Here is a 24,123-nt window from a genome sequence, read left to right as displayed (position 1 = left end):
GGCCTCAGTCCCGCACCGCGGCGGCCGGCTCCGGGATCGGGGCGGCCTGCCCCAGACCCCGTACGGCGAACTCGCGGTTGGTGCGGGTCTGTTCGCGGTACGTCTCGGGCAGGTCGGGCAGGGCGAGCAGCCGGTCGCAGGCCGCGAGGGAGGCCGCGTGGTCGCCGACCCAGTACGCGGTGATCGAGTACTCGAAGAGCAGCCCCCACCGGTACACCCACGGCTGCATGAAGAGCAGGTCGTCCGGCTGCTTCCGGCCGACGACGGCGGAGACGACCGCGTGCGCGGAGTGGTTGCGGCCCCGCAGCCGTAGCCGCGAGGCCAGTTCGTAGCAGGCTTCGAGCCGCTCGGGCCGGGCGTCCCAGGCGCGCGTCAGGGTGTCCATCGCGGCCGGCCAGTCACCGGACTCCGCCCGCAGGACGCCGGCCTGGAGCAGCGCGTAGTACACCTCCTCCGCCCAGCCGCCCATCGCCGCACGGCGCTCGTAGAGGGCGATCGCGTCGGCGGTACGGCCCAGGTCGCGCATGGTCTGCGCGAGGTAGAAGACCGTACGGACGTTGGAGGGGTCGCGTTCGAGTTCGGCGCTGAGCAGGCGGGCGTCGCGTTCGAATTTGTCGTGGCGCGAACCCCCGTCGGCGTGGTCCTGGATGAACAGGGCGTCGAGGTTCTCCTGGACGTGGTCCTGGTCGGCCGTCAGGTACTCGTGGGTGACGCCCTCGTACCGCCACGGCAGATCGCCCCTGACCAGGCGTTTGATGCGGTACTCGAGCGCGCCCTCGTGGCGGAGCATGTAGGCGTCGGCGGTCAGCGGGGGCAGGGGGCCGTCCTGGCGGAGGACGAGGTCGGCGTCGAGGAGAAGGATGTAGTCGGCGCGGCCCCGGGCGTGGGAGATGTTCAGGCTCCGGTTGTGCCCGAAGTTCACCCAGGGCTCCTCGTGGAGCTCGCCGGGGATGCCGTCGAGCGCCTTCCTGATCAGGTCCTGGGTCCCGTCGGTCGAGCCGGTGTCGGAGATGACCCAGGTGTCCACCAGGTCGCGGACGGAGGCGAGGCACCGTTCGATGACACGCGACTCGTTCTTGACGATCATGCACAAGCAGACGGACGACTTCACGGCAACACCGCTTCCGGGGGGTCGGTCGGGCAGCGACCGTACGCACGGGCTTGCGAGACGGCGGGACGGCACGCCGACAGCCCTCCCAGAGTTCGCTACCGCGTACGCATCCATTGGGATTCCACCCCTAGGCCAAGGCGTTGAGACTCCGCCGAAGCCGTCAAGTCTTCGCCGTCGCGAACCGATGATCGTATCGGAAGCCTGTGCGCTTCCCGGTAAGACACTCGATCCGGTTGAGAAGGAGCAGGTGTATGAGTCCTGATTCCAGGACAAGGACCAGGTCCTCGCTGGGACCGCTTCCCCGTCGACGCGCGTGGCTGGGCAGCAGCGCCCTCGCCTCCGTCGCACTCGTGCTCACGGGTCTCGCGACCCCGGCGGTCGGTGGCGTACGGAACGAGGGCCCTGAGGGTCCCGCGTACGACGCACGAGAGATGTACCCGGTAGGCGAGGACTGCGAGGAGCGGCCGCACCACGAGGACGGCCCGCCCCCGCACCACCAGGACGGCCCGCCGAGGCACGAGGACGGCCCGCCGCCGCACGAGTACCAGGGACCACCCGGTCACGGGGGTCCGCGGACGTCGGGGGTGCCGGGTGTGCCCGGCGACCTCCAGCAGTACCTCGACCACGAGGTCGGCCGTCTCATGGACGGCCCCCCGAACCACCTCCGCGCGGGCGCCTGGGGCGGTCCCCCGGACCACTGCAAGGAGGGCCCGACGGGGCCGACCGGTCCCACGGGCGCGACGGGCCCGACGGGGCCGACCGGCAACACCGGCGACACCGGGGCCACGGGGCCCCAGGGGCCGCAGGGCGAGACCGGGGCGACGGGTGCGACCGGGGCGACTGGTGAGACCGGAGCGACCGGAGCGACCGGAGCAACGGGAGCCACCGGCGAGACCGGGCCCGCAGGACCCACGGGTGCGACGGGAGCGACCGGTGCCACCGGCGCGACCGGCGCGACCGGCGAGACGGGTGCGACCGGCGAGACGGGCCCCGCGGGTCCGACCGGAGCCACCGGAGCCACCGGAGCCACCGGAGCCACCGGCGAGACCGGGGCCACAGGCGCCACGGGTGCCACCGGCGAGACCGGGGCCACAGGCGCCACGGGTGCCACCGGCGAGACGGGCCCCGCGGGTCCGACCGGAGCCACCGGTGCGACCGGAGCCACGGGCGCCACGGGCGCGACCGGAGCGACGGGTGCCACCGGTGCGACCGGCGCCACCGGCCCCTGCTCCGACATCGACGTCTACGCCCCCCTGATCGGCCCCGAGGACTTCCAGGCCGTCCTCACCAACGGCGACGTGTTCGCCGGCCGGGGTCCGTCGCTCGGCGGGACGATCGTCTGGCAGGACCTCACCAACGGGACCGCTGTCGACGGCGATCCGGCCAACCCCGACTACCCGGCGAACGTGTGCGCCGTGGGCATCGAGGCCCGGGGCCCCAACGCGTACGTCAAGGTGATCACCACGGACAACACGGTGTGGCAGACGCACGGTGATGTCGGCGGGACCACCTTCACCTGGGACGAGCCCTGGACCCAGCAGACGACACCCACACCGGTGGTGCTGCGCAACACCAAGTTCACGCGCGGCCTGCCGCCCGGAGTCATGAACCGTTCCTGACCCGGCACCGGCAGGACACGCCCGAGGGGCGGTGCGTCGCTCGCCCGACGCACCGCCCCTCGGGGCCTTTCCGAAATGAACCGGCCGGTCAGGCCGGTCAGGCCGGTCAGGCCGCCACGGTCACCTTCGGCTCGGCGGCCTCAGGCTGTTCCCCGGCCGCCACCACCTCCGGCGCCTGCTTCCGCGCGCCCTTGAGGAGGATGACCAGCGCCGCGCTGACCAGCGTGCCCGCGACGATCGCGATCAGGTAGAGCAGCGGGTTGCCGATCAGCGGGACCACGAAGATGCCACCGTGCGGGGCCCGCAGGGTGCACTCGAAGGCCATCGACAGGGCGCCGGTGACCGCGCCGCCCGCCATCGCCGCCGGGATGACGCGCAGCGGGTCGGCCGCGGCGAACGGGATCGCGCCCTCGCTGATGAACGAGGCGCCGAGCACCCAGGCCGCCTTGCCGTTCTCCCGCTCGGTCTTGGTGAAGAGCTTGCCGCGCACGGTCGTGGCGAGCGCCATCGCGAGCGGCGGCACCATGCCCGCGGCCATCACGGCCGCCATGACCTTCAGGGAGCCCTCGTTCGGGGTCGCGAGGCCGCCGACGGCGAAGGCGTACGCGACCTTGTTGACCGGGCCGCCGAGGTCGAAGCACATCATCAGGCCGAGGATGACGCCGAGGATGATCGCGTTGGCGCCGGACAGGCTGGAGAGCCAGTCGGTCATCGCGTTCTGGAGGCTCGCGATCGGCTTGCCGATCACCAGGAACATCAGGAAGCCGACCACGATCGACGCCAACAGCGGGATCACCACCACCGGCATGATGCCCCGCAGAGCGGCGGGCACCTTGACCTTCTGGATGGCGAGGACCGTTCCGCCCGCGATCAGACCGGCGGCCAGACCACCGAGGAAGCCCGCGTTGATGGTGAGCGCGATCGAGCCGCCGACGAAGCCGGGTACGAGACCGGGCCGGTCGGCCATCCCGTACGCGATGAACCCCGCGAGGACCGGGACGAGGAAGGCGAACGCGAGCCCGCCGATCTGGAACAGCAGCGCGGCCCAGCTGTCGGCCTGGCCCCACGCGAAGTGCTCGGCGACGGACGGGGCCTTGTCGATGTCGTAGCCGCCGATGGCGAAGCCGAGGGCGATGAGGAGACCGCCGGCGGCGACGAACGGAACCATGTAACTGACGCCGGACATGAGCCACTTGCGGAGCTTGGTGCCGTAGCCCTCCTCGGGCTCGCCCGCGCTCTCGACCGGGGTCGGCTTCCCGGCGTCCGGCGCGGTGACCTCGCCGCGCTCGGCCTTGCCGCGGACCTCGGCGATCAGCTCGGCGGGCCGGTTGATGCCCGCCTTGACGCCCACGTCGACGGTCGGCTTTCCGGCGAACCGTTCCTTCTCCCGTACCGGCACGTCATGCGCGAAGATCACGCCGTCGGCCGCGGCGACGACCGCCGGGTCGAGCCGGGTGAAGCCGGCGGAGCCCTGCGTCTCGACGACGACCTCGACCCCGGCGGCCTCTGCGGCCTTCTCCAGGGACTCGGCGGCCATGTAGGTGTGGGCGATGCCGGTGGGGCAGGAGGTGACGGCGACGATCCGGAAGGGAGCGGCGTCGGCGGCCACTGTCGGCTCCTTCGGAGCCTCCTCCTCCGCTGCCTCTTCCGCCTCCGAGGCCTCCACCGTCTCCTCCCCCGCGATCAGCGCCGCCGCCTCCGTCGGCGAGGCCGCCGACCTGAGCGCCGCCGTGAACTCCTCGTCCATCAGCCGGCGGGCGAGCGCGGAGAGGATCGTCAGGTGGGCGTCGTCCGCTCCCGCCGGGGCCGCGATCAGGAAGATCAGGTCCGCCGGGCCGTCCGGGGCGCCGAAGTCGATGCCGGCGGGCGAGCGGCCGAAGGCGAGCGTGGGGGCCGCCACGTGGGCGCTGCGGCAGTGCGGGATGCCGATGCCGCCGCCGAGGCCGGTCGGCATCTGCGCCTCGCGGGCGGCGACGTCCGCCAGGAAGCCGTCCAGGTCGGTCACCCGGCCCTGCGCGACCATGCGCTCCGCGAGCGAACGGGCCGCCGCTTCCTTCGTTCCGGCGGACAGGTCGAGATCGACCAGGTCCGCGGTGATCATCTGGCTCATCGCGGGCTCCCTTGCTCGCTGAGTTCTCGGTCGAGGGGTACGTCGGCGGTCACGGTGACCGCGGACGGGTTCAGGTCGGCCGGGGTGGGCATCTCGCTCCCCGGCAGCTGAACGGCCGCCGCGCCGTGCGCGACCGCGGCCGCGAGGGCTTCGGGGCCTTCGCCGCCTGCCGTGAGGAATCCGGCCAGGGATGCGTCGCCCGCGCCGACGTCGGAGCGGACGGTGTCGACCGCCGCCGCGCCGAACCAGGTGCCGTCGGCGGTGACGAGCAGCTGGCCGTCCGCGCCGAGGCTCGCGAGCACCGCGCCCGCGCCGCGCAGGCGCAGCTCCTCCGCCGCCTTCACGGCGTCGCCGACGGTGGCCAGGGGCCGGCCGACGGCCTCGGCGAGTTCGTCGGCGTTCGGCTTGACGACGTCGGGGCGGGCCGCGAGGGCCGCGTTGAGGGAGGGGCCCGAGGTGTCGAGGGCGATCCGGGCGCCCGCGCCGTGGGCGCGGGTGACCAGTTCGGCGTACCACTCGGGCGCGAGGCCGCGCGGGAGGCTGCCGCAGCAGGCGATCCAGTCGGCGGCCGGTGAGTAGGCCCCGACGGCGGCGAGGAGGGTCTCGGCCTCGTCCGAAGTGAGCTCCGGTCCCGGCGCGTTGACCTTCGTCAGCGTGCCGTCCGGTTCCGCGATCGCGATGTTGGAGCGGGTGTGACCGGCCACCGGTACCGGCGCGACCTCGATGCCCTGTTCGGCCAGGAGTTGGGCGACCAGTGCGCCAGGCGCCCCGCCGAGCGGGACGACGGCCACGGTCCGCCGCCCGGCGGCGGCGACCGCCCGGGAGACGTTGACGCCCTTGCCGCCGGGGTCCATCCGCTCGGCGGAGGCCCGCAGCACCTCGCCGCGCTCCAGGGCCGGGACCTCGTAGGTCCGGTCGAGGGAGGGGTTGGGGGTGACGGTGAGGATCATGTGCGTACGACTTCCGTTCCCGCGGCCTCGATCGCCGCGGCGTCCTCGGGGCTGAGCCCGCTGTCGGTGATGAGCAGGTCGACGTCGGTGAGGGCGCCGAAGCGGGCGAAGTGCTCCTCGCCGTGCTTGGCCGAGTCGGCGAGCAGCACGACCCGGCGGGCGGAGGCGATCACGGCCCGCTTGACGGCGGCCTCGGCGAGGTCGGGGGTGGTGAGCCCGAGTTCGGGCGAGTAGCCGTTGGCGCCGAGGAAGGCGACGTCGGCGCGGATCTCGCCGTACGCGCGCAGCGCCCAGGCGTCGACGGCCGCGCGGGTACGGTGCCGGACCCGGCCGCCCACGAGGTGGAGGTCGATGCCGGGGTGGTCGGCGAGCCGGGCGGCGACGGGCAGGGCGTGGGTGACGACGGTCAGTCCGCAGTCGAGGGGGAACTCGGCGGCGAGCCGGGCGACGGTGGTGCCGGCGTCGAGCACGACGCTTCCCTCGTCGGGGAGTTCGGCGAGGGCGGCCCGGACGATCCGGTCCTTCTCGTCGGCGGCGGTCCCCTCGCGCTCGGCGAGGTCGGGCTCGAAGTCGAGCCGCCCGGCCGGTATCGCGCCCCCGTGCACCCGGCGGACGAGTCCGGCCCGGTCGAGGGCCTTCAGGTCGCGCCGTACGGTCTCGGCGGTGACCTGGAACTCCTCGGCGAGGGAGAGGACGTCGACGCGTCCGCTCTCCCGGGCGAGCCGGAGGATCGCCTGCTGTCGCTCGGGTGCGTACATGTGGTTTTACATCCGTTCCATGCCCGAACCTGTGGTTTCTCTTGCAGGCTACGTCCACGTATCCGCGAAGTAAACAGATTCGGGCATCGAAAACGGACACGGAACCGGACATACGACGAAAGGCCCCGGCCCCCGGGGACGTCCATCCCAGGGGACCGGGGCCCTTCGGCCTCGCTCACGTCCTCACGTACTCACGTACGTCCTCACTCGCGCACTCACGAGGTGAGCGCGGGCTCCTTCTGGACCGTGGCGTCCTCGATGTCCTCGTCCTCCGCGCCCTCGATGTGCTGCTTCGGCTTCGCCGGCAGCGCGAACATGACCAGGAAGATCACGGCGAGCACCGCCACCGCCCAGCCGAGCGCGTTCTGGAAGGCGTCCGCGAACGCCGTGCCTATCTCGGTCGGGACCTCCTTGAGCCGGTCCTCGTCGATCACGCCGAAGAAGACGACCGACACGAGCCCGAGTCCGAGGGCGTTGCCCATCTGCCCGGTCGTGTTGATGAGGCCCGAGGCCGAGCCCGCGTGCTCGCGCGGCACGTCCGAGAGGACCGCGTCCGTCAGCGGGGCCACGATCAGGCCCATGCCCAGACCCATGACGACCAGCGGCGGGATCATCTGCCAGGTGGTGATGTCGGTGCCGTACCGGCCGGCCTCCCACAGGTAGAGCACCATGCCCGCGGCCATCGTCAGCGCGCCGGTCTGCAGCACCTTGCGGCCGAAGCGCGGGACGAGCTTCTGCACCGAGAGTCCGGCCGCCGTCGAGACGGCGATCGAGAACGGCACGCCCGTCAGGCCCGCCTTGAGCGGGCTCCAGCCGAGACCGATCTGCATGTACAGCGTCCAGACCAGGAAGAAGATGCCCATCACGACGCCGAAGGTCAGCTGGACCGCGATACCGGCCGCGAAGCTCTTCACCTTGAACAGGGAGAGCTCGACCAGCGGGGAGCCGTCCTTCTTCGTCTTGTACTTCTCGTACGCGATGAGGGCGGCGAAGACGACGAGGCTGCCGGCCATGCAGAGGTGGCCCCAGAGCGGCCAGTCCAGCTCGCGGCCGCGCGTCAGCGGGTAGATCAGCATGAGCAGCGCGAGCGTCACGAGGAGCACGCCGACGATGTCGAGGCGGAGCGCCTTCGGCGCCTTCGACTCGGTGATGAACTTCCGGCCGAGGAGCAGGCCCGCGATGCCGACCGGCAGGTTGATGAGGAAGATCGGCCGCCACTCCAGGCCGGCGATGTTCCACTGGGTGAGCAGCGCGCCCAGGAGCGGTCCGGAGACGGCGCCGAGGCCGATGATCGCGCCGAACATGCCGAAGACCTTGCCGCGTTCGTGGGCGGGGAAGGTGACGTGGATGATCGACAGGACCTGCGGCACCATCATGGCCGCGGCCGCGCCCTGGAGGAGGCGCGAGGCGACCAGCATCTCCGGGTTGGCGGCGAAGCCGCAGAGCGCGGAGGCGACGGTGAAGCCCGCGGTGCCGAGGAGGAACAGCCGCTTGCGGCCGTAGATGTCGCCGAGGCGGCCGCCGGTGATCAGACCGGCGGCGAACGCGAGGGCGTAACCGGCGGTGATCCACTGGATGGCGCCGAAGGTGGCGCCGAGGTCCCGCTCGATGCTGGGGATCGCGATGTTGACGATCGTGGCGTCGACCAGGTCCATGAAGGCGGCGGTCATGACGATGGCGAGGGCTATCCAGCGTCTGCGGTCGGCGGAGACCGCGGGGGCCGCCTCCGTGGCGGCGACGGCGTCGTGTGAACTCATGAGGAGAAACCTAGGGTGGATATAGGTCAGTACATGTCCTAGATGCGTCGCATGCTGGAACACATGACGGACACTCCGGCACGACTCCTGAATCTGCTCTCGCTGCTCCAGACGCCGCGTGAATGGCCGGGCAGCGAGCTCGCCGAGCGGCTCTCGGTCTCCGCGCGGACGATCCGCCGGGACATCGACCGGCTGCGGGAGCTCGGCTACCCGGTGGAGGCGACGAAGGGCGCGGTGGGCGGGTACCGCCTGGTCGCCGGTACGGCCATGCCGCCGCTGCTGCTCGACGACGAGGAGGCGGTCGCGATCGCGGTCGGGCTGCGGGCGGGCGCGGGGCACGCGATCGAGGGCGTGGAGGAGGCGTCGGTGCGGGCGCTCGCCAAGCTGGAGCAGGTGCTGCCGTCACGACTGCGGCACCGGGTCTCGACGCTGCAGAACGCGACGATCCCGCTGACGCGGGGGGACGGGGCGACGGTCGCCCCGTCGACGCTGACGGCGCTCGCGGGCGCGGTGACGGCACAGGAGCGGCTGCGGTTCGGCTACCGGGCGGGGGACGGTACGGAGTCGCGGCGGCAGGTCGAGCCGTACCGGCTGGTGTCGACGGGGCGGCGGTGGTACCTCGTGGCGTACGACCTGGAGCGCGCGGACTGGCGGACGTTCCGGGTGGACCGGGTCTCGGACCCGTTCGCGACGGGGGCGCGGTTCGCGCCGAGGGAGCTGCCGGAGGGCGGGGCGGCCGGGCTCATGAACCGCTCGATGGCCCGGGCCCAGCCGGAGCTGGACCTGGACGTCACCTTCGAGGCCCCCGCCGACTTCGTGGCGGCCCGCCTTCCGTCCCACCTGGCCCCGACCCCGACGGGCCCGACGACCTGCCACGTCCGCACGCGCACGACGGACTCCACGGAGTGGCTGGCCGTCCGCCTGGCCCTGGTGGACGCCCCGTTCACGATCCACGGCCCGGAGGCCCTGCTGACGTACACGAGGGACCTGGGGTCGCGCTTGGCGGCCGCGACGAGCTGAGCCCGCACAGGCCCCTAGGGCCAGGGCTCGGGCCCTGGCCCTTGTTCGCCGGCCGCTCTCAGGCCACCGCGTCGAAGCCCGTGTCCCGGGCCATCTTCTTCAGTTCCAGGAGCGCGTGCTTCTCGATCTGGCGGATGCGCTCGCGGGTGAGGCCGTGTTCCTTGCCGACCTCCGTGAGCGTGCGCTCGCGGCCGTCCTCGATGCCGTAGCGCATGCGGATGATCGAGGCCGTGCGGTGGTCGAGCTTGTCGATCAGGTCGTCCAGCTCCTCGCTGCGCAGCAGCGTCAGGACGGACTGCTCCGGCGACACCGCCGACGTGTCCTCCAAGAGGTCGCCGAACTGCGTCTCGCCCTCGTCGTCCACCGACATGTTCAGCGAGACCGGGTCACGGGCCCAGTCCAGGACGTCCACGACACGAGCGGGGGTCGAGCCCAGCTCCGCCGCGACCTCGGCCGGCTCCGGCTCCCGGCCGTTCTCCCGGTTGAACTCGCGCTGCACACGCCGGATCCGCCCGAGCTCCTCCACCAGGTGGACGGGGAGCCGGATCGTGCGCGACTGGTCGGCTATGGACCGCGTGATGGCCTGGCGGATCCACCACGTGGCGTACGTCGAGAACTTGAAGCCCTTGGCGTAGTCGAACTTCTCGACCGCGCGCACGAGCCCCGCGTTCCCTTCCTGGATCAGGTCGAGCAGCGGCAGGCCACTGCGCGGGTAGCGCCGCGCGACCGCGACGACCAGCCGCAGGTTCGACTTGATGAAGAGGTCCTTGGCACGCTCGCCCGCCGCGTACAACGCTTCGAGCTCCTCGCGGGAGGCGCCGGCCGCCTCGCTCTCCACCTCGCCGTCGAGGATCTGCCGGGCGTACACGCCCGCCTCGATCGTCTGGGAGAGCTCGACCTCCTTGGCGGCGTCGAGCAGGGGTGTGCGCGCGATCTCGTCGAGGTACATGCCGACCAGGTCGCGGTCGGCGATCTCCCCGCCCACGACGCGAACGCTGCTTGCCCGGCTCTTGCCGCTACCGCTGGTGGCGGAGGACTGACGACGGGCGACGGCACGGGTTGCCATGCGTGCTCCCTTGCTGAGTAGGTCGCGACACCCTTTCGGGTGCCCTGCATCCGACGGAAACAACGACTGGAATCAGGACAGAATTCCCACCCGACGCATCGATTTTCGCGATCATGCAGTACCCTGTGCCGCCTCCGAGGGGGATCGATGGCATTCGCACGCACAGAGGCGCAGGTCAGGCCGGGCCCGGAGGGTGACCTGGCACCGCTCACGGAGCCGTACGACCACGACGTCGATGAGACGAGCATCACCTTCGGCGCCCGCTCCCACCCTGAAGACGGCCCGCATCGCCTTCTGGTTGCTCGCGATGTCCAGAATGGGACGAAAGGCCGAATTCTCGGGTACGCGACCAGCAGCGCGTTCCGCCCGAAGCCCGCGCACGCGACGTCAACGAGCCCTCGGTCCGGCTCCGCACGCGGTTCGGCTTCCGGCACGTCAGGACGTACGGCGAGGTCGGCCGGACGTTCGGGCGGTGCGGGGACATCGCGTGGTACGAGAAGCGGCTCGGACGGCACCCCGTGACGCCGGTCACCCTGGATACGATGAGCCCAGGTCGAAGACCAGCGAGGGAGGCACGATGATCGACCAGTCGTGGCTGGAGTACGTACAGCCTCAGGTCCAGGAGTTCCTGGAGGGCACCCGACTCGTCCGCCTCCGGCTCACGGAGGAAGGCGTCAAGTTGGTCCCCGTCACTCCCGCCCACAAGAAGACCCAGCGGCGGATCGAAGAGCAGATCGAGAACGGCCTCCCCGGCTTCGAGCCGATCGCCGAGTTCCGCCTGGTACCCACGGTCGAGAGCTACAACCCGGAGCCCGACGCCGCCGCGATCCCCAGCTCCCTGTACAACGCGGGCGAACCGAACTACCACCACACGGACCTGCCGTTCGTCGTGGAGATCGTCTCCGCCGAGTCGAAGGCCCGCGACTACGTCACCAAGGCCTCGCACTACGCCCTGCGCGACATCCCCAGCTACCTCGTCGTCGACGTCTACAACGGCACCTGGGAGCTCCTGAGCGATCCGCACTCCCCCACGGCGGGACCGGCCGAGTACCGCACGTCCCACAAGGGCGCCTTCGGCGACCCGATCACCATCGCCGTGGGGGCGACCGAGCTGGTCCTGGACTCCTCGAGGTTCGAGCAGATCACTCCTTAGGACACCGACCCCGACACCGCGCTCGGCGTCGGTGACGCGAAGGCCCTGACCGCCGCCGCCCGGGCGATCGACCTCAGCCCTCCGGTCTTCTGGTCGCGAGCGTCTAGGGCCTGTCCGGCCCTGATCCGCCGGACAGGCCCTAGCCGAAACCTTCTACCCGAACTGGACCGAGCGCTTCGCGAGCCCCATCCAGAAGCCGTCGATCACGCTCCGCCCGGCATCCAGGTCGCCCGTCGCGTCCGCCGCCCCCAGGGTCACGAAGAGCGGTGCGAAGTGCTCCGTACGCGGGTGGGCCAGGCGCCCCGCCGGGGACTTGTGCTCGAAGTCCAGGAGCGCGTCGACGTCCTGCGCCGCCAAGGCGTCGCGGCCCCAGTCGTCGAACTCCGCCGACCAGCCGGGCACCCCCGCCCCCGTGTGCCGCAGCGCGGCCAGGTTGTGGGTGAAGAAGCCGCTGCCGACGATCAGGACGCCCTCGTCGCGCAGCGGCGCGAGCCGCCGGCCGATCTCCATCAGCTTCCGCGGGTCGAGCGTGGGCATCGAGATCTGGAGTACGGGAAGGTCGGCGTCCGGGAACATCTCCACGAGCGGCACGTACGCGCCGTGGTCGAGCCCGCGGTCGGGGATGTCCTGCACCGGCGTACCGGGCCCGTGCAGCAGCTTGCGGACCGAGGCCGCGAGTTCGGGCGCGCCAGGGGCGTCGTACCGCACGCGGTAGTAGTGCTCGGGGAAGCCCCAGAAGTCGTAGACGAGCGGCACGGCCTCGGTCGCACCGAGGGCGAGCGGGGCCTCCTCCCAGTGGGCGGAGACCATCAGGATCGCCTTGGGCCGGGGCAGCCCGGCGGACCAGGCGGCGAGCTCGCCCGGCCAGACGGGGTCGTCGGCGAGCGGCGGGGCGCCGTGCGAGAGATAGAGGGCGGGCATCCGTTCCAGCGTGGCGTCCATGATGACGACCGCCTCCCGAAGATCTGGGATCGAGGGATCGAGGGATCGAGGGATCGAATCAGGATCAATCGATTCCTTGAAGTTTCAAGCTTGCTGACACCCCAGCGTAAGTCCATATAGTTCAACTTTCAAGGACGAGTCGTACGATGGATCCCATGACCACCGCACCCGAAGACCCGCCCCGCTGGCTCAGCGACGAGGAACAGTGCGTCTGGCGCGCGTACCGCCACGCCACCACCCTCCTCGAGGACCATCTCGACCGCCAGCTGCAGCGCGACGCCGGGATGCCGCACATCTACTACGGTCTGCTCGTCCAGCTCTCCCAGGCGCCCCGGCGCCGGCTGCGGATGACCGAGCTGGCCAAGGACGCCAAGATCACCCGTTCCCGGCTCTCGCACGCGGTAGCCCGCCTGGAGAAGAACGGCTGGGTGGTGCGCCAGGACTGCCCCTCGGACAAGCGGGGCCAGTTCGCGCACCTCACGGACGAGGGCTTCGAGGTGCTGAAGCGGACGGCGCCCGGTCATGTCGGCGCCGTACGGCAGGCCATGTTCGACCGGCTGAGCCCGGAGCAGGTGGCCCAGCTCGGCGAGATCATGAAGGTCATGGCGGAGGGGCTCCAGCCGACGGGCCCGGACGCGGACCTGCCCTGGCTCCGCTGAGCGGAACCAGGGCAGGGGCCTTGCCGAGGTGGTCGTACCGAGGTGTGGTCGTACCGAGGTGGCCGTACCGAGGTGGCCGTACCGGGGGCGCGGCGCCGGGGTGGGTACCGGCGGCCGCGCCAGGGTGGGTCAGTGCGCGATGACGGGGATCTTCACCTCGTCCTCGACGCCGTCGCCCGAGCCGGCGACCGGCCCGGTCTCCGGCTTCCCGGTGTTGATGAAGGTGAAGGCGATCGTGGCCGCGACGACCAGGATGCCGACGGCCCACCAGATGGCGGCCGCGTAGCCCTCGACCATGCCCTGGAGCTGGAGCAGCTTCTGGGCGCCCTGCGTGGTCGCGCCGGCCGCGTGGTCGGCGATGTACGCGGTCGTCGCCGAGGCGGCGATCGTGTTCAGCAGGGCCGTACCGATGGCGCCGCCGACCTGCTGCGAGGTGTTGACCATCGCGGAGGCCACACCGGCGTCCCGCGGGTCGACGCCGTGCGTGGCGAGCGACATGGCCGGCATGAACGCCGTACCCATGCCGAGGCCGAGCAGCAGCTGCGCGGGCAGGATCAGACCGGCGTACGAGGTGCCGATCTCCAGCTGCGTGAGCAGCAGCATGCCGACGCCCGCGGTCAGGAAGCCGGGGCCCATCAGCCAGCGCGGGGGAACCCGCATCATCAGCCGCGTACCGATCTGGGTGGAGCCCACGATCATGCCCGCGATCATCGGGAGGAACGCGAAGCCCGTCTTGACCGGCGAGTACCCCTTCACGACCTGGAGGTAGTACGTCAGGAAGAGGAACAGGCCGAACATCGCGATGATGGCCAGACCCAGCGAGAGGTACACGCCACCGCGGTTGCGCTCGGTCAGGACGCGGAGCGGCAGCAGCGGGGACTTGACCTTGGCCTCGGTGAGGACGAAGGCGGCGAGGAGCACGGCGGAGGCGACGAACATGCCGATCGTCGTGGCGTCCGACCAGCCCTCGGACTCGGCGCGGGTGAAGCCGTAGACGAGCGCGACCAGACCGAGGGTGGAGAGGACCACGCCCGGGATGTCGAGCGGCGAGCGGTTGCGGCCGCCGGCCGGCTCACGGATCACGAAGTACGCGCCCGCGGCGGCGACGATCGCGAAGGGGATGTTGACGAAGAAGGTCCAGCGCCAGTCCAGGTACTCGGTGAGGAAACCGCCGAGGATCAGGCCCACGGCGCCACCGCCACCGGCGATCGCACCGTAGATGCCGAAGGCCTTGGCGCGCTCCTTGGCGTCGGTGAACATCACCGCGAGCAGGGAGAGCGCGGCGGGCGCGAGCAGCGCGCCGAAGGCGCCCTGGAGCGCGCGGGCACCGAGCATCATGGCCTCGCCGGTCGCGGCACCGCCGAGGGCGGAGGCGGCGGCGAAGCCGATCAGGCCGACGACGAAGGTGCGCTTACGGCCCCACAGGTCGGCGATGCGGCCGCCGAAGAGCAGCAGACCGCCGAAGGCGAGGGCGTAGGCCGTGATGACCCACTGCCGGTTGCCGTCCGAGATACCCAGGTCCTGCTGGGCGGAGGGCAGCGCGATGTTCACGATCGTCGCGTCGAGCACGACCATCAGCTGGGCGAGAGCGATGAAGACCAGCGCTTTCCAGCGCCGGGGATCTGTTTCGGACATGGGGGTAGCCACCTCGTGGTGCGTAAAAGGAAGAACGGGATGTAAGTGGGTGGTCCGTAAGGGGAGTTACGGACGCGAGTACGGGGTCAGGTCACGGTCACGGTCACGACCGACCGTGGGTCACTGATCACCGGTCATCGGTCACTGGTCACTGGTCGCAGGCGCCCCTCAGGTCCTCCAGAGTGGCGGCCGAGCCGGGCAGTACGGAACGCGCGGGCGCTTCGAGTCCGTCCAGGAACAGCTGCAGATGGCGGTGGACGAAACGGTCCATGTTCAGGCAGGCGGTACCCGGGAGCGGGCGGGTGAGCTGGGAGACGGCCACCATCAGGTCCCCGACGCCGACGTCGGTGCGGAGCCTGCCCGCGCCGTGCGCCCGGTCGACGAGGTCCTGGACGGCCTCTTCCAGCTGCTCGCGCCCGGCGTGCAGTTCGGGGTGGTTCTTGTCGAAGGTGCCGTCGAGGATCGGGCACAGGGCGCCGATGCGTTCGTCGGCGGCGGCGTGGGTGAAGCGGCGCAGCGCCTCGAAGGCGTCGAGCTCGCCCGCGTCGACGGCCTGGGCCGCCTCCCGCGCCAGGTCCGTGGTGCGGTCGGTGACGGAGAGGACGACCTCGTGGACGAGGTCGTTCCGCTCGGGGAAGTTCCGGTAGAGGGTGGCGTTGCCGACGCCCGCGCGGCGCGCGATCTCGTCGAGCGGCACCTGGGGGCCGAACTCGACGAACATCTCACGGGCCGCGGTGACGATCCGCTCGCGGTTGCGCAGGGCGTCCGCCCGCGGGCGGGGTACGCGGCGAGCGGGCGCGGTATCGGCTTCGGCGGCGGTCATGCCACGCCTCCTTCCAGAACTCCGGGGCTGTCGCCCCTTGGGATCCTCGGACCCTTGGATGACGATCCGGGGAATGGGTCCCCACTTCTTCGAACACAGGCGTAAACGGGGAGGGAGTCCCCGGTTATTTCCCGCCAGGAATGTGACCTGCGTCACACTCGCAGACCTCCCCGCGAATACCCACGATCGGGCCACCCGACGCGCGCCCCCGGAGCTCTCGACTCAGGCTGATCGAACAGCAGCGCTGATCAGAGACGCACGCCGATCAGAGACGCACGCCGACCCGAGAGGCGACCGCATGCAGCAGACCCGCCGGCGCATACGCAGACCCGTCGTCCTCGCGACCGCGGCGGCCCTCACGCTCGCCGCCCTCGCCTCGGCCAGCAGCACGCTTCCGGGCCCCGCCCCGGCCTCGGCGGGCCCGGTGGCCGCCGCGCCCGGGGACGCCACGGCGCTCGGGCCGTGCAGGATCGCGACGACGATGGGTGTGCAGATGTCGGAGGGGATGCCCACGGCCCCCGGGTACGCGCGCTCCACGGGCCGCGTCAGGGCCCTCAACCTGATGGTCGACTTCCCCGACGCGGAGGGGGAGGGCACGGCGCTCGAACGGTACGACGAGTTCTTCCCGAAGACCTCCGAGTGGTTCAGCACCAGCTCGTACGGGCGCCTGCACTACCACCCGGAGGCCCCGATACCCGACTGGCTGCGGATGCCGCGGCCGTTCTCCTCGTACGGGATAGAGCGCGGCTCACCGTACGAACCGGGCTACCGCGGCCTCGTCGAGGACATCGTGAGGACCGCCGACCCGAAGGTCGACTTCAGCGCGTACGACCTGGTCAACATCCTGGTCACCCCGAACGCCGGGCCCTCGGCCCTGGACACCGTCCTGTCGGTCACCTTCTCCGGGAACGACGAGGCGCCGTACGCGGACGGCGTCCCGCTCTCCAACACGTCCTTCGTCTACAGCCGCCAGGACGACGGCTCGGGGACGTACGACGAGACCGGCTACCGCGTGCTGCCGCACGAGAACGGCCATGTCTTCGGCCTGCCCGACCTCTACACCGTGGACGGCGGGGGCACGGTCGGGCACTGGGACATCATGTCCGAGGACTGGGGGGCCAACAACGACCTGCTCGGCTGGCACAAGTGGAAGCTGGGCTGGCTGGACAACATCCAGGTCCGCTGCGCGGCGCTGCCCGGGGCGCACGACTACGCGCTGACCCCGTTGGCGAAGGCCGGCGGCCCGAAGCTCGCGTTCGTCCCCCTCTCGGAGAAGTCGGGCTACGCGGTCGAGGTCCGCACCCGGGAGGGCAACGACGAGGCGGTCTGCGAGGAGGGCGTCCTGATCTACCGGGTCGAGTCGGACGTCGACACCGGCCACGGCCCGGTGACGGTGTCGGACAGCGACCGGGAGAGCGGCGGCTGCACGCGCCGCCCGAACGTCCACGCGGAGCTGTCGGACGCGCCGTACCGGCCGGGAGAGACGTTCCACGACCGGACGAACGGCATCCGCATCTCGGTGCTGGGCGAGGACGCGGGGGGCACGTACCGCGTACGGATCACGCGCGCCTGAGCGCGCGCGTGTCGCGCAGCGCGTCCCTTGGGCCGTCCCGCAGCTCGCCCCCTGGGTCGTCCCTCGACTCTTCCCACAGCTCTTCCCGCAGCTCTCGCTTGAGCACTTTCCCCGTGGCGTTCCGGGGCAGTTCGGTGGGGCGTACGACGACCTGGGCGGGCACCTTGAAGGCGGCGAGCCGGGTTCCCGCGTACGTCCTGAGTTCGTCGACGCCGACGGTCGCGCCCTCGCGCAGGCGCACGACGGCGGCGACCTCTTCCCCTAGCGTGGGGTGGGGCAGGCCGAGGACGGCGGCGTCGAGGACGTCGGGGTGCTCGTGGAGCACGGCCTCGACCTCGACGCAGTACACGTTCTCGCCGCCCCGGATCACCATGTCCTTGAGCCGGTCGACGACGGTGAGGCGCCCGTCGTGGAGGCGGGCGAGGTCGCCGGTGCGGAACCAGCCGTCGTCGGTGAAGGCGGCGCGGGTGGCGGCCTCGTCGCCCCAGTAGCCGCGGACGAGGGACTGGCCGCGCAGCAGCAGCTCCCCCACCCCGTCGGCGTCGGGCCGGTCGACGCGTACCTCGGTGGCGGGGGTGGGCCGGCCGAGGCCGCGCGGATGGGCGCGGTACTCGGCGCCGAAGGTGGCGAAGACCCCGCCGCAGGTCTCGGTGAGGCCGTAGCCGTTGCGGGGCTCGATGCGCTCGCCGTAGGCGGCGGTGAGCCGGGCGACGAACTCCGGCGGGGCGGCGGCGCCACCGGTGTTGAGCATGGTGAGGCTCTCCAGCGGATCGCCGGTCCGCTCGGCGAGGTCGAGCAGTTGGAGGGCGGTGGTGGGGACCCCGGCGTAGTGGGTGACGCGGTGGAGCCGGATGAGCTCCAGCGCCTGTTCGGCGTCCCACTTCCGCATCAGTACGAGAGTCCCGCCGGCGGCCATGACGGAGTAGAAGGAGGTGAAGGCGGCCACGTGGAAGAACGGGAACGTGGTGAGCGAGACGGGCGCGGGCCCCTGCCCGGGGACGGTGCCGCGCCCGAGGGCGGAGGCGGCCGCGAAGTAGCGGGGGTTCATCGCGGCGCCGGCCTGCGCGAGGTGGGTGGCGACGGCGCCCTTGGGGCGGCCGGTGGTGCCGGAGGTGTAGATGAGGGTGGCGTCGTGCTCGGGCAGGACGTCGACGAGCGGCGGCCCGAGGAGGGAGTCGGTGTCGCGCACGTACGCCTGGAACCCGTCACCGCCCTCCCCGTGGAAGACGATCCCGGGCACCCGATTCCGCTGCGCCCACCCGCGTACTCGCTCCTTGCGCTCCCCGTCGACGAGGAGGACGCGGGGCGTGCAGTCGTCGAGGGCGTACGCGCACTCCTTCTCGGTCCACCAGGCGTTGAGGGGCACGGCGACGAGGCCGGCGAGCTGGGCGGCCCAGAAGGCGATCTGCCACTCGGGGTGGTTCCGCATGGCGACGACGGCCCGGTCGCCGGGGCGCAACCCGTACTGGTCGACGAGCCGCCGGGCGAGCCCGCAGGCGGCGTCGAAGAAGGCGCGGTAGCTCAGCACCCCGTCCTCGGAGACGAGGAACGGCCGGTCCCCGTACGCCCACGTGGCCTCGACGAACTCCCGCAGCGTGCGGGGCCCCTCGACGTACACCCCGTCCTCGACGGCGAAGGGCCCCCCGGGCGCGGCCAGCCGCGCGGCGACCGCCTCCGCGGCTTCTTCCACACCCACGATGGCCCCTCTCTAAGCACTTGCTCAGTCCCGGCCGACGCTATGCCCGCGCCCCGGAGGCGTCAAACACGGGCCGCGGCAGCAGGACGACGGTGACGACGAGCGCGGCGACGGCGAAGGCGGCACTGATGAGAAAGGCGTCATGGAAGACGGTGACGCGGGCCTCCCGAACGAGCTCCGGTATGCCGCGGCTCCGGGCCTCCAACTCGGGGATCCGCCGGAAGGCGAAGGTGGCGGCGACGGCGAGACCGAGGGCTCCGCCGACCTCCTGGGAGGTGTTGATGAGCCCGGCGGCGAGGCCCGACTCGTGCTCCTCGGAACCGGCGAAGGCGGCGACCTGGAGCGGTACGAAGGAGGCGCCCAGGCCGAGGCCGCAGAGGAGGAAGGCGGGCAGCAGGTCGAGGACGTACGAGGAGTCGGACGGGGCGCGCCACAGCAGCAGCATGCCGGTGGCGACGAGGGCCAGACCGACCATCAGGAGGGGCTTGGCCGCGACCTTGGTGACGACCTGGGAGGCGATGCCGGCGCCGACGGCGGTGGTGAGGGCGAGCGGGACGTACGCGAGGCCGGTGGTGACGGCCGACCAGTCGAGGACCTGCTGCATGAAGAGGCCGGCGAAGAAGAACAGACTGACGCAGGTGCCGAGGAGCAGGACCGCGATGATGTTGGCCGCGCGCAGGGAGGGCCGACGGAAGATCGAGAGCGGGATCAGCGGGGCGGCGGTACGGCGCTCGATGAGGAGAAAACCGACCAACAGGAGCCCCGCCAGGCCGAAGCCACCGTAGATGCGGGCGGTAGGGACGTCGGAATCATCGACGGTCTGCCCCAAGGTGAAGATCAGCAGGACGAGCCCGACGGTGAGGACGAAGGCCCCGGCGAGGTCGAAGGAGCGGGCGCGAGCGCGGGTGGACTCGGCGGCGCGACTCTCACCGACCACCCTCGGGGCGACGAGGGCGCCGATGAGGCCGATCGGCACGTTGACGAAGAAGATCCACCGCCAGCCGGGCCCGTCGGTGATCACCCCGCCAAGAGTGACACCGACGACGGCGGCTACACCACTGAGCGCACCCCAGGCACCGAGCGCCTTGTTCCGGGCGGGCCCTTCGTCGAAGTTGCCGGTGAGGAGTCTCTCGAACGGACATGCCACTCCTAGGCGTTGGGAACGGAAGCTTTCGGGAAGCTAGCATCCGAAGTAAAGTAGGTACCTAGAGGAAAGTGACTACCTGGAGGGTCTCCATGCCCCCGTCCGAGGCCTCCCCGACCGCCGCTCCGACGGCAGCCCAGACGGCAGCCGTGGCCGCGCAGGCGGCACAGGTCGGCTCGCAGCAGGCCTGCCCGATCGCCCCCGTGCTGGACATCGTCTTCAGCCGCTGGACGACCCCGATCCTGTGGACCCTGCACTCCTTCGGACGCCAGCGCTTCGTGGTGCTGCACCGCAACATCGGCACGATCACGGCGAAGGTCCTGACCCAGCGCCTACGACAGCTGGAACGGGACGGCCTGGTCGTCCGCACGTACTACCCGGAGGTGCCCCCGAGGGTCGAGTACGAGATCAGCGAACTGGGCCTGAGCCTGGCCCCTCTCTTCGCCCACCTCGCCGACTGGTCGACCGCCAACCTCCCGCGCGTAGAACAAGCCCGCCACCAGTTCGACGCCACGGAGCCCCAGCCAACGGGGGCGACCTCTCCCAACCCCATCCGCTAGGCTGTCAGCGGTCAGCCACCCTCCAGGGCCACGCGCCCGACCAGGCCAGCCTGACCAGTGCACGCCTTCGTAGCTCAGGGGATAGAGCACCGCTCTCCTAAAGCGGGTGTCGCAGGTTCGAATCCTGCCGGGGGCACACCAAGAAGGGCCAGCTCAGGGGAACACTCCCCCGATGCTGGCCCTTCGCCATGATCACGGCCGTGCCACCTACGTGCCAGAAGGCGGCGGCGTCCGCGCGGTCCCTGGAACACGTGGGCGTCCTGTCCGGTACCGGGGAAGTGCTCCAGGTGGTGCGCGAGATCCGAGACGAGTTCGGCGGGGAAGGCGACCGGCAGGACGCCGGCGGCGGACTTCGGTCAAGGCACCCGCAGTGGATGGGTCCGGAGGACATGGGTCGAGACCGATCCGTGGGCCACGGACATGGCTCCGGCGGGGGCGCTCAGACTCCGGGATGGGAGGGGCGCCGTTCGCGGGTGCGGGCGGATTCGTGGTGGGTTGGGGCGCGAGGTGACGAGGCTGGCAAGAAATCGCCTAGGTCACGGAGAACCAGATCACAACCCCTACTGGAGTCAGCCCGCAGACGAGACCCACGGACAGACACACGTATGCCAGCGCCTTGAACGCCTTCTGCTGTTGAGCACGGCAAGCAGCGAAGCAAGTGAAGCCCCCGATGGCCAGGCAGGGCAGGATGATGAAGAAGAAGCCCAACGCAGCCACGGTGCCCCCACACTGATCACGTCACGGCCGAGCCGCATACGCGGGCATCATCGCAGACCGCGCCCAATGCGTGCCCGACGCGTGCCCGACCCAGAGGGCCGCGGGGAGTCGCGGGGGCGGCCGGCTCACCGCCAGGTCAGAAGCCCCGCAGGTCAGGCCCCATCCGTATACGGGGTCTTCCGAACTGTGAAAAGGGCACCTACCCATCTTGGTAGGTGCCCGCTCGCTCGCCTGCGCCCGTCCGGGGCCGTGGTCCGCGTACGGCGTGGAGCAGCGGAAGAAGAAGGAAGCCGAAGCGAAGATGCGCAAGCTCCGGAAGAAGCGGTGACCGGGGCTGCCAACCCGCGTGACATCGACAGCTGCCATCGGCGGCGGACGGAGCGGTATCCGGCTGCATCGGCGACCGCTCGAATCCTGCCGGGGCGCAAGCGAAACGGCCCGGAGCGATCGCGCTCCGGGCCGTTCGGCTGTCTCAGCCCGTCAAGAGGGCGTTCCGGCTAGCCCTCGAGGGCCCTGCGGCGGCGGGTCCACCAGATCAGGCCGCCGCCCAGGGCCGCGATCGCCGCAGCGATGCCGGCGATCAGGGCGACCGGGGTGTCGGAGCCGGTGTCGGCGAGGTCGCCGTCCGGGTCCGGCTTGTTCGCCGGCGGGGCCGTCGTGCCGTCACCGGGGCCCGGGGTGGTCGGGTCCGGGGCCGGGGTCGTCGGCGGGTCCGTCGGGTTCGGCGGGTCGGTCGGGTCCGGCGACGGCGGGGTGCCTCCGTCGTCGTCCTTCTGGCCGGCGCTGTTGCCGCCGAGGAGGAGCAGCCGCTCCCGCTCGGTGTCGTCCGTGAGGGCCTTCACCGACGTCTGGGTCTGGCGCGGCAGGTGGCGGTTCTGGAGCCGGAACTCGGCCTGGGTGACGTTCCGCTTGGGCTGCTTGGACAGGTCCACGCCGCCGACGGTGATGACCCAGACCTCTTGGCCCTTGGTGAGCTCGTACTTGAACTCACCCTCCTTGAAGACCTTGACGTACTTGTCGAAGACGTCGGTCTTCTTCCAGTCCTGGTGCGGCGCGCGGATCGGCCACTGCGCCACGTTGTTGCTGTTGATGATGGTGCGGTAGTCCGTCGGGCGCTGGGCGTCCTGCTGACGGACGAACTCGGCCGCCACCCGGGACTTGTAGACCCGGCGCAGGTCGGCGTACTGCGGCGCCTCGTTGATCCACTTCTCGACCTCGGGCACGATCGTGGAGCGGAACACCCGCTCGTTGTGCTCGATCTCGGCCTTGGTCAGCGAGTCCTGGCAGGGCTTGCCCTCGCCGGGGCCGGGGGTGTTGACGTCGGCGTACTCCGACTGGAGCTTGAGCGGCGCGTCGAGGATGTAGATCCCGCCGTCCTGCTCGCGGACCTTCGCCGTCTTCGGCTCGATCCAGTTCCGCGTCGACGTCAGGCACGGCCAGCCGTTGACCTTGGACAGGCTGTCCCAGGTGTTCTTGCCCAGGGCCGTCTTGGGGTCCATCGCCTTGAAGAAGTCGTGCTTGAGCCGGAGGTCGGCCTCCAGCAGCACCCGGCCGGCGTCCGTGGCCGCGAACTTGTCGTCCATGATCGTGCCGGGGGTGTCCGGGTTGAGGTTCACCCAGAACTTGTCCGGCGTCAGCGCCAGCCACGTGAAGAACGCGTCCGAGGCCATCTGCGCGTTCGCCCTGCCGCCCCAGCCGACGGTGTCGTTGTCGGGGTCCTCCTTCGCGCCGAAGGAGTAGTCGAGGCCCTTGCCCTTCACGGGCGCGCCGACGTACTGGAGTTCCAGGGTGGAGAAGTCGATGCCGCCCGGGGAGGGCATCTGAGAGATGCCCGGGATCCGGCCGATGCGCTGAAGCCGGTCGGCGAGCTGCTTCGGGTTCTCCGGCGACTTCTGGATCATGTCGTTGCCGCCGCCCCGGGAACCGGTGCTGGTGCCGGGCTTGGCGTTCATGTACGGATCGACACGACGCGTCGGGCTGTTCGACGTACCGCTCGGGGCCTTCTCGACCGCGTCCGCCTTGTACGAGATCTTCTTGACCCGGTCCGGGGCGATCTTCCTCAGGTCGGCGTCGTGGTTCTTCGCGCCGCCCTTCGTCTCGCGCCCGTACGCGTAGGTGATCTTCTTGTCCTGGTGGTTCGGGTCCCTCAGCAGCGCCTTGTCCTTGGGGCGCTGCGTGGGGTCGGGCTTGTCGTTCGACTTGCCCTCGACGATCTCCCCGGTGCGCTGGTTGTAGGCGTCCGCACGCCGTACGTAGCGTTCCTTGGTGTCCGGGTCGATGACCTCGAACTCCTTCTCGCAGATCCAGTCCGGACCCACCAGGCCGAAGTCGTAGACGAGCTTGGCCATGTACGCCTTGCCGCGGGGGTCGTTGCCGCCCTTGGGGATGTAGAAGTCGTCCCGGTACGTCTCGAACGGCACCCCCTTCCACTGCGCTGTCTTCTGCGCCTTCTTGTAGTAGGCCCAGACCCGGCGCTTGTCGCCCTTCTTGTAGTCGTCCGGGTTGTCGCTGATCTCGTTGAGCTCGTCGGCGGTCGGCGCCGGCAGGCCGTCCCACTGCTTCTGCCCGTTGACGTAGTCGTACGAGTCGCGGTCCGCGTCCGGCCGGGCGTACCCGTCGGCCGGCATGCCGCCCTCGACGACGTCGGAGAAGTCGTAGAAGTCCTTGTACTCCTCGTCGCAGCGCTTCCCCTGCTTCAGCGGAGGTTTCGCCTTCGCCTCGGCCTGGTCCCAGCCGGGCAGGCCGGTCAGCGAGACGGCACCGGCGCAGGCCAGCGCGATCGCCGCCCGCGCCCACCAGCGGCGTCGGGAACGTATGTGATGGGTCACGA

General features: G+C 71.0%; 18 protein-coding genes, 1 tRNA gene and 1 pseudogene. 8 read left to right on the top strand and 12 right to left on the bottom strand.

Annotated elements, in window-relative coordinates; all coding sequences use genetic code 11:
- Positions 1-4: 4 nt before the first annotated feature.
- Positions 5-1,087, bottom strand: coding sequence for a glycosyltransferase (locus AB0F56_RS23965; protein ID WP_362013102.1), 1,083 nt, complete (start codon positions 1,085-1,087; stop codon positions 5-7).
- Between the two features lie 275 nt (positions 1,088-1,362).
- On the opposite strand from AB0F56_RS23965, the gene AB0F56_RS23960 reads away from it, so the two are divergent.
- A complete protein-coding gene (locus tag AB0F56_RS23960) occupies positions 1,363-2,730 on the top strand; it encodes a hypothetical protein (protein ID WP_362013100.1) in 1,368 nt (455 codons plus the stop codon).
- A gap of 106 nt (positions 2,731-2,836) precedes the next feature.
- Here AB0F56_RS23960 and AB0F56_RS23955 read toward each other — a convergent pair whose 3' ends face one another.
- The 4 genes from AB0F56_RS23955 to AB0F56_RS23940 all read right to left on the bottom strand — a co-directional run bounded on the left by AB0F56_RS23955 (position 2,837) and on the right by AB0F56_RS23940 (position 8,305).
- On the bottom strand, positions 2,837-4,840 hold the full coding sequence (locus tag AB0F56_RS23955) for a fructose-specific PTS transporter subunit EIIC (protein WP_362013098.1): 2,004 nt from the start codon (positions 4,838-4,840) through the stop codon (positions 2,837-2,839).
- Positions 4,837-5,790, bottom strand: coding sequence for a 1-phosphofructokinase (gene pfkB / locus AB0F56_RS23950; RefSeq protein ID WP_362013096.1), 954 nt, complete (start codon positions 5,788-5,790; stop codon positions 4,837-4,839). The genes AB0F56_RS23955 and pfkB overlap by 4 nt, the downstream gene beginning before the upstream one ends.
- A complete protein-coding gene (locus AB0F56_RS23945) occupies positions 5,787-6,548 on the bottom strand; it encodes a DeoR/GlpR family DNA-binding transcription regulator (RefSeq protein WP_362013094.1) in 762 nt (253 codons plus the stop codon). Before AB0F56_RS23945 ends, pfkB begins: the two co-directional genes overlap by 4 nt.
- Positions 6,549-6,763: 215 nt before the next feature.
- The gene (locus AB0F56_RS23940; RefSeq protein ID WP_362013092.1) at positions 6,764-8,305 is read right to left on the bottom strand and encodes an MFS transporter; all 1,542 of its coding nucleotides are present in this window, start codon (positions 8,303-8,305) and stop codon (positions 6,764-6,766) included.
- Between the two features lie 63 nt (positions 8,306-8,368).
- On the opposite strand from AB0F56_RS23940, the gene AB0F56_RS23935 reads away from it, so the two are divergent.
- Positions 8,369-9,325, top strand: a complete 957-nt coding sequence (locus tag AB0F56_RS23935) for a transcriptional regulator (protein WP_362013091.1) — start codon at positions 8,369-8,371, stop codon at positions 9,323-9,325.
- Between the two features lie 58 nt (positions 9,326-9,383).
- Here the strand turns inward: AB0F56_RS23935 and AB0F56_RS23930 are convergent, their stop codons facing one another.
- A complete protein-coding gene (locus AB0F56_RS23930) occupies positions 9,384-10,391 on the bottom strand; it encodes a sigma-70 family RNA polymerase sigma factor (RefSeq protein ID WP_362013090.1) in 1,008 nt (335 codons plus the stop codon).
- Between the two features lie 147 nt (positions 10,392-10,538).
- Between AB0F56_RS23930 and AB0F56_RS23925 the strand changes: the two are divergent.
- Positions 10,539-10,972: pseudogene (locus tag AB0F56_RS23925) on the top strand (hypothetical protein).
- Positions 10,969-11,544, top strand: a complete 576-nt coding sequence (locus tag AB0F56_RS23920) for a Uma2 family endonuclease (RefSeq protein WP_362013088.1) — start codon at positions 10,969-10,971, stop codon at positions 11,542-11,544. Before AB0F56_RS23925 ends, AB0F56_RS23920 begins: the two are co-directional and overlap by 4 nt.
- A gap of 153 nt (positions 11,545-11,697) precedes the next feature.
- Here AB0F56_RS23920 and AB0F56_RS23915 read toward each other — a convergent pair whose 3' ends face one another.
- Positions 11,698-12,486, bottom strand: coding sequence for a class III extradiol ring-cleavage dioxygenase (locus tag AB0F56_RS23915; protein WP_362013087.1), 789 nt, complete (start codon positions 12,484-12,486; stop codon positions 11,698-11,700).
- 146 nt (positions 12,487-12,632) lie between these two features.
- On the opposite strand from AB0F56_RS23915, the gene AB0F56_RS23910 reads away from it, so the two are divergent.
- The gene (locus AB0F56_RS23910; protein ID WP_362013085.1) at positions 12,633-13,145 is read left to right on the top strand and encodes a MarR family transcriptional regulator; all 513 of its coding nucleotides are present in this window, start codon (positions 12,633-12,635) and stop codon (positions 13,143-13,145) included.
- A gap of 129 nt (positions 13,146-13,274) precedes the next feature.
- On the opposite strand, the gene AB0F56_RS23905 is transcribed toward AB0F56_RS23910, so the two are convergent.
- Positions 13,275-14,780: an MFS transporter gene (locus tag AB0F56_RS23905; RefSeq protein ID WP_362013084.1), complete on the bottom strand. Its 1,506-nt coding sequence runs from the start codon at positions 14,778-14,780 to the stop codon at positions 13,275-13,277.
- A gap of 148 nt (positions 14,781-14,928) precedes the next feature.
- Positions 14,929-15,603, bottom strand: a complete 675-nt coding sequence (locus AB0F56_RS23900; RefSeq protein ID WP_362013082.1) for a TetR/AcrR family transcriptional regulator — start codon at positions 15,601-15,603, stop codon at positions 14,929-14,931.
- A 298-nt stretch (positions 15,604-15,901) separates the two neighbouring features.
- On the opposite strand from AB0F56_RS23900, the gene AB0F56_RS23895 reads away from it, so the two are divergent.
- Positions 15,902-17,176 (top strand): M6 family metalloprotease domain-containing protein, encoded by a 1,275-nt coding sequence (locus AB0F56_RS23895; RefSeq protein ID WP_362013081.1) that lies wholly within the window; start codon positions 15,902-15,904, stop codon positions 17,174-17,176.
- Here AB0F56_RS23895 and AB0F56_RS23890 read toward each other — a convergent pair.
- Together AB0F56_RS23890 and AB0F56_RS23885 are read right to left on the bottom strand one after the other, a co-directional pair.
- On the bottom strand, positions 17,163-18,872 hold the full coding sequence (locus tag AB0F56_RS23890) for a class I adenylate-forming enzyme family protein (RefSeq protein ID WP_362013079.1): 1,710 nt from the start codon (positions 18,870-18,872) through the stop codon (positions 17,163-17,165). The genes AB0F56_RS23895 and AB0F56_RS23890 overlap by 14 nt on opposite strands.
- A gap of 40 nt (positions 18,873-18,912) precedes the next feature.
- On the bottom strand, positions 18,913-20,019 hold the full coding sequence (locus tag AB0F56_RS23885) for an MFS transporter (protein ID WP_362013077.1): 1,107 nt from the start codon (positions 20,017-20,019) through the stop codon (positions 18,913-18,915).
- 89 nt (positions 20,020-20,108) lie between these two features.
- On the opposite strand from AB0F56_RS23885, the gene AB0F56_RS23880 reads away from it, so the two are divergent.
- Both AB0F56_RS23880 and AB0F56_RS23875 read left to right on the top strand, forming a co-directional pair.
- The gene (locus AB0F56_RS23880) at positions 20,109-20,576 is read left to right on the top strand and encodes a helix-turn-helix domain-containing protein (protein WP_362013075.1); all 468 of its coding nucleotides are present in this window, start codon (positions 20,109-20,111) and stop codon (positions 20,574-20,576) included.
- Positions 20,577-20,639: 63 nt separating this feature from the next.
- Positions 20,640-20,712 (top strand) — tRNA-Arg (locus AB0F56_RS23875).
- A 1,078-nt stretch (positions 20,713-21,790) separates the two neighbouring features.
- Here the strand turns inward: AB0F56_RS23875 and AB0F56_RS23870 are convergent.
- Positions 21,791-24,121, bottom strand: a complete 2,331-nt coding sequence (locus AB0F56_RS23870; RefSeq protein ID WP_362013073.1) for an LPXTG cell wall anchor domain-containing protein — start codon at positions 24,119-24,121, stop codon at positions 21,791-21,793.
- Positions 24,122-24,123 lie beyond the last annotated feature (2 nt).

This window comes from Streptomyces sp. NPDC026092 (assembly GCF_040638605.1).
Taxonomy (GTDB): Bacteria; Actinomycetota; Actinomycetes; order Streptomycetales; family Streptomycetaceae; genus Streptomyces.
The sequence above is the reverse complement of the archived record's forward strand: the minus strand, read 5'-3'. Positions and strand labels throughout refer to the sequence as shown.

What these genes read in the sequence shown, in the direction of transcription:
- AB0F56_RS23965 (WP_362013102.1), bottom strand. Translation starts at nt 1,087, where the DNA reads ATGATCGTCAAGAACGAGTCGCGTGTCATCGAACGGTGCCTCGCCTCC.
- AB0F56_RS23960 (WP_362013100.1), top strand. Translation starts at nt 1,363, where the DNA reads ATGAGTCCTGATTCCAGGACAAGGACCAGGTCCTCGCTGGGACCGCTT.
- AB0F56_RS23955 (WP_362013098.1), bottom strand. Translation starts at nt 4,840, where the DNA reads ATGAGCCAGATGATCACCGCGGACCTGGTCGATCTCGACCTGTCCGCC.
- pfkB (WP_362013096.1), bottom strand. Translation starts at nt 5,790, where the DNA reads ATGATCCTCACCGTCACCCCCAACCCCTCCCTCGACCGGACCTACGAG.
- AB0F56_RS23945 (WP_362013094.1), bottom strand. Translation starts at nt 6,548, where the DNA reads ATGTACGCACCCGAGCGACAGCAGGCGATCCTCCGGCTCGCCCGGGAG.
- AB0F56_RS23940 (WP_362013092.1), bottom strand. Translation starts at nt 8,305, where the DNA reads ATGAGTTCACACGACGCCGTCGCCGCCACGGAGGCGGCCCCCGCGGTC.
- AB0F56_RS23935 (WP_362013091.1), top strand. Translation starts at nt 8,369, where the DNA reads ATGACGGACACTCCGGCACGACTCCTGAATCTGCTCTCGCTGCTCCAG.
- AB0F56_RS23930 (WP_362013090.1), bottom strand. Translation starts at nt 10,391, where the DNA reads ATGGCAACCCGTGCCGTCGCCCGTCGTCAGTCCTCCGCCACCAGCGGT.
- AB0F56_RS23920 (WP_362013088.1), top strand. Translation starts at nt 10,969, where the DNA reads ATGATCGACCAGTCGTGGCTGGAGTACGTACAGCCTCAGGTCCAGGAG.
- AB0F56_RS23915 (WP_362013087.1), bottom strand. Translation starts at nt 12,486, where the DNA reads ATGGACGCCACGCTGGAACGGATGCCCGCCCTCTATCTCTCGCACGGC.
- AB0F56_RS23910 (WP_362013085.1), top strand. Translation starts at nt 12,633, where the DNA reads ATGGATCCCATGACCACCGCACCCGAAGACCCGCCCCGCTGGCTCAGC.
- AB0F56_RS23905 (WP_362013084.1), bottom strand. Translation starts at nt 14,780, where the DNA reads ATGTCCGAAACAGATCCCCGGCGCTGGAAAGCGCTGGTCTTCATCGCT.
- AB0F56_RS23900 (WP_362013082.1), bottom strand. Translation starts at nt 15,603, where the DNA reads ATGACCGCCGCCGAAGCCGATACCGCGCCCGCTCGCCGCGTACCCCGC.
- AB0F56_RS23895 (WP_362013081.1), top strand. Translation starts at nt 15,902, where the DNA reads ATGCAGCAGACCCGCCGGCGCATACGCAGACCCGTCGTCCTCGCGACC.
- AB0F56_RS23880 (WP_362013075.1), top strand. Translation starts at nt 20,109, where the DNA reads ATGCCCCCGTCCGAGGCCTCCCCGACCGCCGCTCCGACGGCAGCCCAG.